The sequence below is a fragment of the Shewanella sp. 433 genome (genome assembly GCF_059338565.1).
Genome location: NZ_CM181703.1, coordinates 3,829,779 through 3,844,309 on the forward strand (window position 1 = coordinate 3,829,779; position 14,531 = coordinate 3,844,309).

The window sequence follows — 14,531 nt, forward strand, 5'->3', positions numbered from 1 at the left end:
GAAGCGTGGATTTAGCTCAAAAAGAAAAATTAAAGATGCGATGTATATGTAACCTCAGATCGGTTTAACGTAACACTGAAATCACGTTGAATTCTGCTGATGTAATATTGAGTTGTGGCTTATTCTCTTTGAGTTGATAAGCCACTAAACCTCCTATCACATTAAGCATGAAACCATGTACGCTGCGGTGCCGCGTATGCTCTATTTGTGAGATGTTTTTTAGCTGGTCATTGATTGTTTCGATAATAAATCGTCTAGAAAGCATGGCTCTATCCCATAATGATAAAGCCTTTGCTTTCATGTTTTTACGCACGTTATTAACGATAGTTACCCCACGTTCTAATAGGTCGCCTGCTAACGCTTTGCCGATATACCCCTTATCAGCATAGAGTTTATCCATTGATTCAACGACCATACCTTTTACGGGTTTCGTGTCATGCACATTCGCAGGTGTTATTTTGGCTGCAACGATGCCGCCTCGATGGTTCACAATAAGATGAAGTTTAAAACCATAGAACCAGCCCATCGTGCCTTTTCCTCGGCTGGCGAGACCTGCTAGCGTTTTATGCCTTGGAATTCGTAAATTATGACAAACCTTAATGCTCGTTGAGTCAACGAATTCGATGCCTGTTGGGGCGCTTTTTAAAGAGGAAAAATAACTGCACATTGGAATGACTGTACTCGGCATGACTTCAAGAAATCGAGTGTAGCTGAGTAAGTTTGGAAAATCAGATTTGTAGAAACGAGCCAGATATCCTGTGTAAAAATTCTTGAAGTCACGATGATTAGACATATGGAAGGCAATGATAATTGTCATAATTTCACTCATCGTCATTCTGCCAGCGCGCTTACGCTTGCGGGTTCCATCAGTTAGACACTGTTGTTCCTGTAACCCTCCCTTATATCGATCATATTTTGAGAGAGTTTTCCTCAATTAATCGCTCATATAATTTAGGCGGTAAATCATTCAGTGATTCATGTGGCCGATCATAATTATATTCTTCAATCCAACTATCTGTGATTTCCCTTACTTCAGTCAAGCTATTGAACAAGTAACAGTCTAATACTTCATTTCGATAAGTGCGGTTGAATCGCTCAATATACGCATTTTGCGTTGGTTTTCCTGGCTTAATAAAATCTAACTTGATGCCATGTTCTTCAGCCCATATCTCAAGTGCATGTGAGATAAATTCTGGCCCATTATCTTGCCTTAATCGCTTTGGGTAACCACGGTAGGCTGCGATTCTATCCAGCACGCGTATAACCCTCTGTGCAGGTAAGCTCGAGTCCACTTCGATGGCTAACGCTTCACGATGATAATCATCAATGACATTAAATGTTCTGAAAGACTTGCCTGAAAATAAGTTATCACTCATAAAATCCATAGACCAGCATTCATTAGCCTTTGCTGGAACGGCCAGTGGCTCAGGCTCTCGAGAAGGTAAGCGCTTTTTACCTTTACGCCGTAAGTTAAGCTTCAAACCACAATAAATACGGTACACACGTTTATGGTTCCATTTATGGCCTAGGAGCCGTAGCCGCTTAAATATCTTCCGAAACCCATAGGCCTTATGTTTTTCAGCAATGTCTGATACTGCCTCAATAATATCATTATCATCTATACGTTTAAGTTGATAATAATATGTGCAACGACTGATGTTTAACGCATCACAAGCCAGCACAACACCTAGGCCAAATTCATTAATGGCATAGTGGGCTAATACCTTTCGTTCTGCTGGCCTTATAGCTTTTTTTCAACAATATCTTTGAGTGCCATATTTTGTAAGCTGACATCAGCAAACATCTTTTTAAGTTTGGCGTTCTCGGCTTCTAATTCCCGCATACGGGTTAAGTCAGAGGCTTGCATCCCACCGTACTTAGATTTCCATTTGTAATAGGTACTTTGACCTACATTATGTTTGCGACATAACTCAGGCACAGTCTGTGCACCAGACTCGCCTTCTTTGAGGATGTTGATAATTTGGCTTTCAGTAAAACGTGTCTTTTTCATGTGATTCTCCATTTGGTTTAGTGTAAATGGAAAACTCTATTTAAAACATTCTGATTTTAAGGGAGGGTTACATTCCCATTGAGGAATAAAAGCATTACAAAAATCATCGACATCACAAAATACATCCACTAAATTATTCATATGCCCTCTGCGTGATTGATTAATCTTGGTCGAGAGATCTGATCACAAAGAGGGCTATTAGTTCAATTTCTTATCTCGAGTTCAGGTTATGTAGCTATTCAATCACAAAGCCATAATCGTTCGTCAACATTCCCCCTATCGCTTTTGTGTGAGCTTGCTATGACCTGAGACAATTTTTATGCGATAATCAGTCTCTTTTTTATTCGGACAATCAGAGAGACAGATGGACAAGATTGAAGTTCGTGGCGCCCGCACCCACAATCTAAAAAACATCAACCTGACAATCCCAAGGGACAAGCTGATCGTTATCACCGGCCTATCGGGCTCGGGTAAATCGTCATTAGCCTTCGATACCCTTTATGCTGAGGGGCAGCGTCGTTATGTCGAATCCCTCTCTGCTTATGCCCGTCAGTTTTTAAGCTTAATGGAAAAGCCCGATGTAGATCATATCGAAGGCCTAAGCCCAGCCATCTCTATCGAGCAAAAATCCACCTCTCATAACCCACGTTCAACCGTGGGCACGATTACCGAAATCTACGATTACCTAAGATTACTGTTTGCCCGTGTCGGCGAGCCAAGATGCCCCACCCACAATCAACCATTGGCGGCGCAAACCGTTAGCCAGATGGTCGACAAGGTGCTGGAGATGCCAGAGGACAGCCGCTTGATGCTGCTCGCACCAGTGATTAACGATCGCAAAGGTGAACACGTCAAACTGCTTGAGAGCCTATCGGCACAAGGGTTTATCCGCGCTCGTATCGATGGTGAAGTGTGCGACCTGTCCGATCCGCCAACCCTTGAACTGCACGTCAAGCACACCATTGAAGTGGTGGTCGACCGTTTTAAGGTGCGTGAAGATATCACCCAGCGCTTAGCGGAATCATTCGAAACCGCCCTTGAGCTTTCGGGGGGGATAGCCACCGTCGCCTCTATGGATGGCGATATCGACGAGCTATTGTTTTCTGCCAACTTTGCCTGTCCACATTGTGGCTATTCTATGGCCGAGCTCGAGCCGCGTATTTTCTCGTTTAACAATCCGGCTGGCGCCTGCCCCACCTGTGATGGTTTAGGGGTGCAACAGTTTTTTGATGCCGAACGCGTGATCACCAACACTGAGTTATCCCTTGCAGGCGGTGCGATCCGCGGCTGGGATAGACGCAACTTTTACTATTTCCAGATGCTCAGTTCATTGGCCGAGCATTATAAGTTTGATGTCGAAGTGCCCTATGAGCAGCTCAGCGATAAAATTCGCCGAATCGTACTACATGGCTCGGGTAAAGAGAGTATCGCGTTTAAATACATCAACGATCGTGGCGATGTCGTGGTGCGTAACCACCCTTTCGAGGGGATCTTAAACAATATGGACAGGCGCTATCGTGAGACCGAATCTAATTCGGTGCGCGAAGAGTTAGCCAAGTATATTAATACGCAAGCCTGTAACAGTTGTGGCGGTTCGCGTCTGCGCGAAGAGGCGCGTAATGTCTTTATTGAAGATCTTAATCTGCCAAAGCTGACCGAATGGTCAATTGGCGAGGCGATGAGCTATTTTGAGCAGCTATCACTCACAGGTCAGCGCGCGCAAATTGCCGAAAAAATCTTAAAAGAGGTACGCGATCGCTTAGGCTTCTTGGTCAATGTCGGGCTTAACTATTTGAGCTTGTCGCGCTCTGCCGACACCTTATCTGGCGGAGAGGCGCAGCGTATTCGTTTAGCCAGCCAGATTGGCGCAGGTCTTGTTGGCGTTATGTATGTTCTCGACGAACCTTCCATTGGCTTGCATCAGCGCGATAACGAACGTTTACTGCAAACCCTCATTCATCTAAGGGATCTGGGTAATACCGTTATCGTGGTTGAGCACGATGAAGATGCAATCCGCATGGCGGATCACATCATCGACATCGGCCCAGGTGCTGGGGTTCATGGTGGTCAGGTGATTTGTGATGGCACCTTAGATGACATTATCAGCTGTAAAGACTCGATAACTGGGCAATATATCTCTGGCATTAAGCAGATCCACATCAGCGAAACGCCAGCGCAATATAATCCAGAGCAAGTTATCGAACTGTTTGGCGCAACTGGCAACAACTTGCAAAACGTTGACTTAACCATACCCGTAGGCCTGTTTACCTGCGTGACGGGAGTGTCAGGCTCAGGAAAGTCAACGCTTATCAACGACACCTTTTATAAGATCGCTCATCGTCAGCTAAATGGTGCCACGGTCGATGAACCCGCCCCTTACAAGCGAGTAGAGGGGATGGATCATTGCGATAAAGTGGTCGATATCGATCAAAGCCCCATTGGCCGTACACCGCGATCAAACCCAGCCACCTATACCGGCATCTTTACCCCTATTCGTGAGCTGTTCGCCGCGACCCAAGAAGCCAGAACCCGTGGCTATAAGCCGGGGCGTTTCTCCTTTAATGTGAAAGGTGGACGCTGTGAAGCCTGTCAGGGCGATGGTCTGATCAAAGTTGAGATGCATTTCCTACCCGATGTGTATGTACCTTGCGATAGCTGTAAGAGTAAACGCTATAACCGTGAAACCTTAGAGGTGCGTTACAAAGGCAAGAATATTCACGAAGTGTTAGAGATGACCGTTGAGGAAGCTCGAGAGTTCTTCGATGCCGTACCAGCCATTGCCCGTAAGCTACAAACCTTAATGGAGGTTGGCCTGTCTTATATCGGCCTTGGCCAGAGTGCAACCACCCTCTCTGGCGGTGAAGCACAACGGGTCAAACTGGCCAAAGAGCTGTCAAAACGTGACACAGGCAAGACCTTGTATATCTTAGATGAGCCAACGACTGGCTTACACTTTGCCGATATTCAGCTATTACTAGATGTACTGCATCGCCTTAAGGCTCACGGCAATACCATAGTGGTGATTGAACACAATCTCGATGTGATCAAAACCGCCGATTGGATCATCGATCTTGGCCCTGAAGGCGGCTCAGGTGGCGGCACCATTTTGGTCAGCGGTACTCCTACGCAAGTAGCTGAGCATCCAACGTCTCATACCGCGCGCTTCCTTAAGCCTTTACTCAAGGCGTAAGCCAACTCGCGTTGCTCTATTAAAGATAACCGCCAAAGCCAGTATGAAATCATTCTGGCTTTGGCGGTCTTTATCAATTAATTCTGGCTTTGACTGTCTTTATTAATTAATTGTAGCTAAGTTATAGCCTAGCCCACCACCCAAGCTAGGTGCCCATGAGAGTGCTCAATCCTGCTCGCATCATCACCCTCATCTCGCTCTTGTTCGCCTTTACGCTGCTCTTGTCCGCTTGTAGCAGTACAGACGATGCTTGTCACCGCCAATTGCAGCTCAATTGGGCCAATCAGACTCAGCTCCTAGAGGATGTAAACAAATTAAGCTCGCCCGCTTTTGCTGGGCGTAAAACCATGACGCTTGGCGCAGCAATGACCCGAGACTACCTTAACCTGCGTATGCAACAGGCGGGCTTAATGCCTTGGCCTAGGCTGCACGCCCCACTTCCCTCTAATGCCCCTCCGCGCGATAGGGAATTTGACCAGCACTTTAGCTATCAATATCAGTTTACTGAGCGCCAGGGTGTCAATCTCATCGGCATGCTACCTGCAACTCAAGCTAGCGACCAATGGCGGCTGATTGTCGCCCACTATGATCATTTAGGTACACAAGACACCGAGATTTACCCAGGCGCCGACGACAATGCCTCGGGGATAGCCGCGATGCTAGCGCTGGCTGAGCATGCCAAGGGCCAGCAGCGGCCAAGTCATTTACTCTTTATCGCCACCGATGCGGAAGAACCAGGGCTCTATGGCAGCAAAGCCTTAGTCGCAATGCTACAAGATGACAACAGCCAACCTGCGATGGCACAAATTGAATTCGTGATTAATTTAGATATGGTGGGGCGCCCCAACCGCCACCACACCCTCTATATAGAAGGGCGCCAAAATTTTACCCAATTTACAGCGATACAAAACCGTTTAAGGCAAACGGTAGGGTTGTGTATCAGAGCCAATCACCCACCCGAAGCGGGTAAATCGATACAAAGGATAGATTGGTTAAGATCGTCAGATCACATCTCCTTTTATCAAGCCGGCTTGCCTTGGCTCTATTTGGGTATTCCACCCCATAGCGATTACCATCAAACCAGTGACATCGCATCAAAGCTAGATATCGAGTTTCTAGCAGCTGTTACAGAAACGGCTTACAAACTACTCATTATCGACAGTTATCTCTTAAATAACCGAGCAAAACAATAGATTAATTTGTAATTTATTAAAAAACAACTCACTGTTAATTATAGACTTTAGCTGTAAAGCCCCCTGTTTACCCCTAAAAATCAGACTTAAGTGGTAGCCAATCTATCAACTCACTGCTATAATAATCGGCTTACTGATACTTTTCGGTGCGGGAAGTCGACACGGGGTTGATTTTCTGTCTATAAAATCTTTAGTGCAGTCTCTGCACTTTGCTACACCACAAGGCTACAACCCATGTCATCCAATGAAAAAACTTTCCGCGAACTCGGTCTTGCCGAGCCTTTGTTGCGTGCTCTTGACGAGCTTGGTTACGAAAAACCAACGCCAATTCAATCTGCTAGTATCGAGCCACTTATGGCCGGTAAAGACATTTTAGGTCAAGCACAAACCGGTACCGGTAAAACCGGTGCATTTGCGCTGCCGCTATTAAATGCGATCGACCCAACGTCAAATACGCCACAAATTTTAGTATTAGCCCCAACTCGTGAGCTTGCCGTGCAAGTCGCCGAAGCATTTGGTAGCTATTCAAAATTCATGAAAGGTATGCACGTACTGCCGATTTACGGCGGCCAAAGCATGCATCAACAACTTAATGCATTGCGTCGTGGTCCACAAATCATTGTCGGTACGCCTGGCCGTGTAATGGATCATATGCGTCGTGGCACCCTTAAGCTTGATACGCTTAAAGCTATGGTGCTCGATGAAGCCGATGAAATGCTAAAAATGGGCTTCATCGATGATATCGAATGGATCCTAGAGCACACGCCGAAACAACGCCAGCTTGCATTATTCTCAGCCACTATGCCTGAGCAAATTAAGCGCGTTGCCAATAAGTACCTGACTGAACCAACGCACATCAGTATCGCTGCTAGCCATACTACGGTTGCATCAATCGAACAACGTTTCGTTCAAGTATCGCAACACAACAAGCTAGAAGCCCTAGTACGTGTGCTAGAAGTTGAAAATACTGAAGGTATTATCATCTTCGTTCGTACACGAAACAGCTGTGTTGAACTGGCAGAAAAGCTTGAAGCTCGCGGTTATGCTTCATCACCACTACATGGTGATATGAACCAACAGGCTCGTGAACGCGCCGTTGATCAGCTAAAACGTGGTCAGCTTGATATTATTATCGCTACCGACGTGGCGGCACGTGGTCTTGACGTTGAACGTATTGGTCACGTTGTAAACTACGATATCCCATACGATACCGAAGCCTATGTTCACCGTATTGGTCGTACTGGCCGTGCTGGTCGTACAGGTATGGCAATTCTGTTTGTGACGCACAGAGAAATGCGTATGCTACGTACCATTGAGCGCGCGACTAAGAGCCGTATCTCGCCAATGGACGTGCCTAGCCCAGAGACTGTGACCGAGCGTCGTCTTTCTCGTTTAGGTGAGCAGATTTCTGAAGTCATTGCTAAAGATTCTTTAGACTTCATGAAAGGCGCTGTTGCACAACTATGTCAAGAGTTAGAAGTCGATACTGATGTACTTGCAGCGGCGTTACTACAGCAAGTTCAGAAAGATCGTCCATTGCAGCTACCTAATATCAACGAACGTCAACGCGACAGTCGTGATGAGCGTAGCAGTCGTGAACGCGGTGAACGCGGTGATCGTGCTCCTCGCGAACGTACCCGTCGTGATTCACGCCCAACGCCAAGCAATCTAGGAACGGCTGATACCTTAAAGGATCATCCAGACGTTAAGATGTGCCGCTATGTTATCGACGTGGGTCGTGACCATGGTGTTGGTGTCGGTAACATTGTTGGTGCTGTGGCTAACGAAGCCAACATCGACAGTCGTTATATTGGACAAATCCAACTATTTGATTCAATGACCGCCATCGACTTGCCAGACGGCATGCCAAAAGATGTATTACAACATCTGAAGAAGGTGCGTGTATGTGGTAAGCCACTTAACATCCGTGAAGCCGGCACCGAACTGCCAGCAAGCGCGGGTGATGACAGCCGTCCACCACGTCGTCGTAAGCCAGCAGGCGACCGTAAACCACACCGTAAGGGTGGTAAAGACAACGCCTAATTAGGCCGAGTCCGGCTCACTTAAAGCCACCATGTGTTGACATAACCTAGCGTGGCTAAATAAGAGAGTTACCTCATCGCAAACGCGACAAAAAAGGAGCCTAATGGCTCCTTTTTTACGTTTCCCTAATAAGATTTATGTTGCTGAGATTGACTCAGCGTTACCAGAAAGCACTGAGCATACAAACCGCAATGTCGCTATCCAAGCGCGCCTTTATCTATATCAATCTATGCGTTTCAATCCAGCCTGCTGCTCTGCCATTAATGCGGCGGCGCAGACTTGGCAAATACACGCATCGCAGCGAACATTAACGGTTAATGATGCCTTTGGCACAAACGCCTGCCGCTGACACCAACAAGAGGCGCTGGGCTGCTGGTTGGCGATAGCACACTGATTTAATTGCTGGCATAGGGGGCAGTTTATCGCTGCACCTAATATCAAGTTTGACTCAGCAGTCGCAACCGCTTTGTTGTGTGTCATACCTCATCATCCCCAATAAAAAAGGAGTGTCAGCAACCAAGCTAACACCCCTTAATTCAGATTATTATACGGCAATCGCAGAGCCTATTAACGCCTAAGATTACTGTTTATCAGGATTCACGGGGTAAGATTGGCTACCTAAAACTGCGCCACCATCAACCGATTGACCATAATAACCTTGGTGCTTATGGTATTGCTTCTGTAGCGCTTCAACATCCCCCTTAAAGCGTGGATCTTGTGGGCGATCTTTCGAATTAATGTAAGCTGCAACATCCCAAGCTTGTTGGTTTGTCAGCTGAATACTCTTACCAAATGGCATATTCTCGTAAATGAAGTTCGCTGCAGTATTGACCCTGTGCATGCCTGCGCCCCAGTTAAAGCTCTGTGGCCCCCACAATGGCGGTAAGCTATAAACACCCGCAATAGCAAGCCCTTGGCCATCATCACCATGACAGGCTTGACAATGCGCTTGGTAAACCGTAGCTCCGCGCTCAGGAGAATAGGCTAACTCAGGCTTTTCAATCGGTGGAAAACCACGACCAGGAAGCTTTGCCAACTCATCGATATTCATCGCAGCTTTAACCGCCGCGGGCAGAGCAAAGTCTTCACGCTTGCCGCCTTTGAGCAACTCTGCATCGCTCAATTCTGGCACTTCGCCCGTCACTTGATATTGATCCATCAAGCCGCTCATGGCCAACCAGTAGGAATAAGCAGATAACGCCACTAACTCGTCACTGCCATCTGCCGGTGCTTTCCCGTTCATCGAGTAGGTAAAGCAACCTTGAATACGTTCTTGATAGCTGTTGACCTTATCGTTTTTCTTACGATAAGCAGGGTAAGCCATATAGGCAGCCCATAGCGGTGATGCATTGGGTTTACGCCCTGCATCCATATGGCAGTTAGAGCAGTTCAGCTCGTTACCGACATATTTACCACGTAACTGCTGAGTATTAACAAACAGCTGATAACCCTGTTTAACTTTATCGCCAAATGCCCCTTGAGGTATGGCACTCATCTCTCTTGGCGTTAAATAAACCGTATCATCTGACTTTGGCTTGACTTGTAATTCAGCCTGTTTGTCAGGTAACTCAGCGGCAATAACTAGGCTTGGCACACAGAGTCCAATCAACGCTATCAAAGCACTGCGTAGCGATTTAACATGATTCATGGTCAGACTCCCTATTTGATCTCGGCAAAATACTTGGCTAACGCATCAATCTCTTCTGCGGTTAGCTTATTTGCAATGGTCCCCATCATTGCATCTACATCACCCTTGCGAGTGCCCGCTTGCCAAGCAAGTAACTGGGTCTTGATATAGCTTGCCTGCTGACCAGCAAGACGTGGGAACTGGCCCCCACCTATGCCAGACGGACCATGACAGGTGACACATGCTGGGATCATTCTGTCCCAGTCACCTTGATACACTAATTCTTGGGTTGGGTCGCTGTACACTGCGGCTTCACCGCGAAGGTGAACACTGACTTCAGGCACTTCTTGAGATGAGAAATAGTCCGCGACAGGCTTAATTGCATCACCTTGGAGCACCATAGACATAGGCGTCATGCTGGCATTTTGGCGTTGGCCTGTTTGGAACAACTTGATCTGCTGAGTGATATATTCAGCAGATAGCCCTGCTAATCTTGGGCCTAATGGCTCAACACCTTGCCCTGTTGGGCCATGACATGACGCACACAATTGTGCTGATGGCGGCATCGCCATTGGCTCTGCCAATAAAGGCATCGACAATAACAACAAAGCCGAACCTAACGTTATCGATCTCATAATATCCTCCCGATTATAACTGCCCTTAATGATAGAGGGATTCGAACGAATAAGGTAATGGATTTCATCAAAAAAATTATAAAAGCTCCCCGAAAAACAAAAACGCATCCGTTCAATAACAGGATGCGTTCAAACATAACGATGGCAACACAACCTAGACTTATTGCCCTGGACGAACCCCTAAAGTATGGCAAATCGCATAAGTTAGCTCGGCACGGTTCAAGGTGTAAAAATGAAAATCTTTAACTCCTTCTCGCGATAACACTTTCACCATATCAATGGCCACATTAGCACCTACCATTTGTCGTGTCGCAGGGTCGTCATCTAAGCCTTCAAATTGGTTATGTAACCAGCGGGGAATCGACACATTGGTCATGCCAGCAAAGCGTTTAAGTTGCTTAAAGTTGGTAACAGGTAAGATGCCTGGAATAATTTCAACATCAATACCCGCGGCCACGCAACGATCACGAAAACGTAAGTAGGACTCGACATCGAAGAAAAACTGCGTGATAGCACGGTTGGCCCCTGCATCAATTTTCTTTTTTAAATTAATCAGATCCGCTTGCGCATTGGTCGCATCAGGATGGCCTTCTGGATAAGCCGCTACCGAGATATCAAAATCGGCCACCGAACGTAATAGGCGCACCAAATCATTAGCAAATCGAGTGGGCTTGGCACTGCCCTCGGGTAAATCGCCACGCAGTGCCACTATGTCACGCACTCCGGAATGCCAATAATGCTTGGCCAGCTCAACTAGCTCTTCATCACTGGCATCCACTAAGGTCAGGTGCGGCGCAGCCACCAGATCGGTTTCTTTCTGAATGCGTTCAATCACCCCGTGGGTACGATCACGTACGCCGGAATTAGCGCCATAGGTTACCGAGACAAACTTAGGCTTTAACGGTTCGAGACGCCTGATTGAGTTCCACAAGATCTGTTCCATCTCAGGGGTGGCTGGCGGGAAGAATTCAAACGAGACGTTAATGTCACCATTAAGCTCAGACAAGCTTTGGTTTAATGAGTTTGCATGTTGCGCGTGGTGAAAAGCCATCTTTATTCCCTCAGACGTTCGACGATAGTACTTAGACGTTTGGACGTCTATATGTCTACATACTAGAGAAACTCAGTTCTAAGTCAAGCGTAAAAGTTAACCAAAATTAAAATAGTCTATTCGCCTCTACAACAAACCGATTACAGCATGAGCGACATGAGCATCAAGCCATTGTTACATAAAATGTATTACCTGCTTACCGACAAGGTGTTGCCGATATAACTACCGGCTGGATAACAGAAATTTTCCAAGAAAAAGCGAATAATGTGGCATTGAGATGAAGTATTAGATGCACTATATAGCGGCATTATCGACAAAAAAAGCGGCCCAAGTGCTAACTTGGGCCGCTTAAGGTATGACGTCTGAGAAGAGGTTACTCTTGCAATAGATCGCGGCAGATCTGCGCCAGATCCGATTGCACCGCAGCAGCGGTGACTTCACGGCCGGCACCTGGACCACGAATAATCAAAGGATTATCTTGATAAAAGTGACTACGAATCACAAACACATTATCACCGGGCGTTAAGTTAGCATAAGGATCGTTGCGATCCACCCACTCAATCCCGACCTGCGCTGCAAGTTGACCGTCACTGTGTTGCAAGGAAGCCACATAGCGCAACACTTTATTTTGCTCCGCAGCCGCTTGATATTGACGTAGCATCTCAGCATCTAGCTCACTGATACGCTCGATAAATTCAGCCAACGGGAGCTGCGCAAGATGCGGCGGCACTAAAGAGTGCAGCGCAATATCATCAAGCTCAATATCATGGCCTATCTCTCGCGCTAAGATAAGCAATTTACGCTGCATATCTCGCCCCGACAGATCGTCACGCGGATCGGGCTCTGTCAGCCCAAGCGCCTTAGCCTGCAGCACCAATTCAGAGAAGGGTTTAGTACCATCGAAATGTTCAAACAACCAGCATAAGGTGCCGGAAAAAATCCCCCCCACCGCTTCGATGGCGTCGCCACTGTTATGTAAATCATTTAGGGCATGTTGCACGGGTAATCCCGCACCACAACTGGCATTGTAGCGCCAAAAAAGTCGACGATTATCCAGCTGCTGTTTTAATTCTTGATAAAAAGGTAAAGGCCCACTGCCAGCCAGCTTATTGGCGCTAACCATATGAATACCACGGGCAAAAAATGCTGGATACTGCAACGCTAAATCGGCGCTAGCACTGATATCTAACGCGATAAGTTCATCACATTCAACATGGCGTAATCGTTCAAACAGGTGGCTGTAATCCCAAGGGGTTGCTTGCTCATTAAATTGCTGCTGCCAGTGATTAAGATCGATATCGGTCTCGCTTAATAGCGCCAGCTTGGAACTCAGTAATCCCACCAACTCGAGACTGACCTCAAGCTCCTTGTTTAATACCGGTCTCGCCCGCTTAAACAGCTCAATCCACGCATCACCAATATTACCAATACCCAGCAGTAATACTCCGATACGTTTACGCGGGCCAGCGCAGCGACGATGTACCTTTTGCGTCAATAGGCTCACCTGCCCCTTAGGGACCAAAGTGACCAAACTTAGGCCATCGTTACACAATGGGTGAGCATCGCGGCTTAATAGACGTGAAAAACCCCGGCGATAAAGTGCAGCATCGGCACTGACCAACGCCACTAAGCCTAAGTCTTGTCGCACCTCTAATGCATCGATCCCCAGTGCTTGAGTATTGACTTCAAATATCGCCCGCGCTTGTTTTTCACTCTCGTGGGTAAAGGCCAGCTCTGCAAGGCCAGACGCCGATGACCAGTAGGCCAAGGGAGCCAGTCCTGCCTTAGCAAAACACTCTAATAATTGAGGCAGCTCGGCATTAAAGCTTAAGCTAAACAACGACACGCTAGGTAGACTAGTAACGACGGGCGCGCTAGCCGATAAGCTCTTAGGCGCAATAAGCGTAAAATCGGTATGGGGCGCATAACTCGAGCGCACCGCTAGGCTCACGTTAGTGTCAAACAGTGGCTGTAAGGTACGGTTATGCAGTACCGGCGAACCAAGATGGGCTAAGCGATTAGCCTCGGTTAATGACATGCTTTTGAGCAGGCGTGCATCGTTAATGCGATTGGGATCGGCATTAAACACCCCTTCCACATCGGTCCAAATGGTCACCCGTTCAATATTGGCGAGGCTGGCCAGCAAGGTGGCGCTAAAGTCTGAACCATTACGGCCCAGCAACAGGGTATCGCCCTTATCATTAGCACAGATAAAACCGGTGATCACTAGGCGTTCATTAGGGTGAGCATTCAGCATCGCCTGCACTTTTTGCTTTGATTGCCCTATGCGAATTTGCGGTACCGCCCCTTCATCGGCCACTAATAAAGTGCGCGCATCCACATCGACTGCCCCGACGCCTGATTCACGCAGCAGCGCGGCAAGTAAACGCGATGACCAGCGCTCGCCAAAACTAACCACTTGATTGCGTTGGTAATCCGTTAAATCGGCAAGAGAAAGTAATGTGCTGAGTTGGGATTTATCGGTCGATAGACGCTCGCGCAAGCTGCGCGCCTGTTCGTTAGATAACAGTTGCTCGATCAGATTTTGCTGGTAACTGATCAACACTTGCAACTCTTCTTGCCACAACAGACCGGACTCGGTTAGCTCAAGTAATTTATATAAAAAATTAGTACTCTTGCCCGCAGCAGAAACCACGATGAGATCATCGCTATGGCCATGGGTGAGTAATATATGAGCGACACGGCGGTAACAATCTGCATCCGCTAAACTAGAACCGCCAAATTTATGCAAATGACATCGTGTCATTTTTTGCTCCTCAA

General features: G+C 47.1%; 10 protein-coding genes. 3 read left to right on the top strand and 7 right to left on the bottom strand.

The annotated features are described in order from the left end of the window. Positions 1-64 precede the first annotated feature (64 nt). Together AC5YB1_RS16975 and AC5YB1_RS16980 are read right to left on the bottom strand one after the other, a co-directional pair. Positions 65-934, bottom strand: coding sequence for an IS982 family transposase (locus tag AC5YB1_RS16975; protein ID WP_494520117.1), 870 nt, complete (start codon positions 932-934; stop codon positions 65-67). After that, positions 909-2,011 (bottom strand): IS3 family transposase gene (locus tag AC5YB1_RS16980; protein WP_494519615.1). Its coding sequence is split into 2 segments (ribosomal slippage): positions 909-1,747 and positions 1,747-2,011, totalling 1,104 coding nucleotides; the frame shifts between segments, so codons are not numbered across the junction. Before AC5YB1_RS16980 ends, AC5YB1_RS16975 begins: the two co-directional genes overlap by 26 nt. Positions 2,012-2,375: 364 nt before the next feature. Between AC5YB1_RS16980 and uvrA the strand changes: the two genes are divergently transcribed. The 3 genes from uvrA to AC5YB1_RS16995 all read left to right on the top strand — a co-directional run bounded on the left by uvrA (position 2,376) and on the right by AC5YB1_RS16995 (position 8,437). Beyond that, positions 2,376-5,201 (top strand): excinuclease ABC subunit UvrA, encoded by a 2,826-nt coding sequence (gene uvrA / locus AC5YB1_RS16985; protein ID WP_494520118.1) that lies wholly within the window; start codon positions 2,376-2,378, stop codon positions 5,199-5,201. A 155-nt stretch (positions 5,202-5,356) separates the two neighbouring features. Continuing rightward, complete coding sequence (locus AC5YB1_RS16990; RefSeq protein WP_494520119.1) at positions 5,357-6,394, top strand: M28 family peptidase; 1,038 nt, start codon at positions 5,357-5,359, stop codon at positions 6,392-6,394. A 234-nt stretch (positions 6,395-6,628) separates the two neighbouring features. Beyond that, positions 6,629-8,437 carry a DEAD/DEAH box helicase gene (locus AC5YB1_RS16995; RefSeq protein ID WP_494520120.1) on the top strand — a complete coding sequence of 603 codons (1,809 nt, stop codon included), beginning with the start codon at positions 6,629-6,631 and terminating at the stop codon, positions 8,435-8,437. Between the two features lie 222 nt (positions 8,438-8,659). Here AC5YB1_RS16995 and AC5YB1_RS17000 read toward each other — a convergent pair whose 3' ends face one another. From AC5YB1_RS17000 to AC5YB1_RS17020, 5 genes are all read right to left on the bottom strand, one after another. Further along, positions 8,660-8,917: a cysteine-rich CWC family protein gene (locus tag AC5YB1_RS17000; RefSeq protein ID WP_494520121.1), complete on the bottom strand. Its 258-nt coding sequence runs from the start codon at positions 8,915-8,917 to the stop codon at positions 8,660-8,662. 100 nt (positions 8,918-9,017) lie between these two features. Further along, positions 9,018-10,085 carry a c-type cytochrome gene (locus AC5YB1_RS17005; protein WP_494520122.1) on the bottom strand — a complete coding sequence of 356 codons (1,068 nt, stop codon included), beginning with the start codon at positions 10,083-10,085 and terminating at the stop codon, positions 9,018-9,020. 11 nt (positions 10,086-10,096) lie between these two features. Further along, complete coding sequence (locus AC5YB1_RS17010) at positions 10,097-10,657, bottom strand: c-type cytochrome (RefSeq protein ID WP_475516914.1); 561 nt, start codon at positions 10,655-10,657, stop codon at positions 10,097-10,099. 202 nt (positions 10,658-10,859) lie between these two features. Next, a complete protein-coding gene (metF, locus tag AC5YB1_RS17015) occupies positions 10,860-11,750 on the bottom strand; it encodes a methylenetetrahydrofolate reductase (RefSeq protein WP_475515770.1) in 891 nt (296 codons plus the stop codon). A gap of 373 nt (positions 11,751-12,123) precedes the next feature. Next, positions 12,124-14,517 (bottom strand): bifunctional aspartate kinase/homoserine dehydrogenase II, encoded by a 2,394-nt coding sequence (locus AC5YB1_RS17020; RefSeq protein ID WP_475515769.1) that lies wholly within the window; start codon positions 14,515-14,517, stop codon positions 12,124-12,126. Positions 14,518-14,531: the final 14 nt, after the last annotated feature.

Bases quoted from the DNA above. Each gene is read 5' to 3' on its own strand.
- uvrA (WP_494520118.1), top strand. From the start codon at position 2,376: ATGGACAAGATTGAAGTTCGTGGCGCCCGCACCCACAATCTAAAAAAC.
- metF (WP_475515770.1), bottom strand. From the start codon at position 11,750: ATGGCTTTTCACCACGCGCAACATGCAAACTCATTAAACCAAAGCTTG.
- AC5YB1_RS16990 (WP_494520119.1), top strand. From the start codon at position 5,357: ATGAGAGTGCTCAATCCTGCTCGCATCATCACCCTCATCTCGCTCTTG.
- AC5YB1_RS17020 (WP_475515769.1), bottom strand. From the start codon at position 14,517: ATGACACGATGTCATTTGCATAAATTTGGCGGTTCTAGTTTAGCGGAT.
- AC5YB1_RS17010 (WP_475516914.1), bottom strand. From the start codon at position 10,657: ATGCCTTTATTGGCAGAGCCAATGGCGATGCCGCCATCAGCACAATTG.
- AC5YB1_RS16995 (WP_494520120.1), top strand. From the start codon at position 6,629: ATGTCATCCAATGAAAAAACTTTCCGCGAACTCGGTCTTGCCGAGCCT.
- AC5YB1_RS17005 (WP_494520122.1), bottom strand. From the start codon at position 10,085: ATGAATCATGTTAAATCGCTACGCAGTGCTTTGATAGCGTTGATTGGA.
- AC5YB1_RS17000 (WP_494520121.1), bottom strand. From the start codon at position 8,917: ATGACACACAACAAAGCGGTTGCGACTGCTGAGTCAAACTTGATATTA.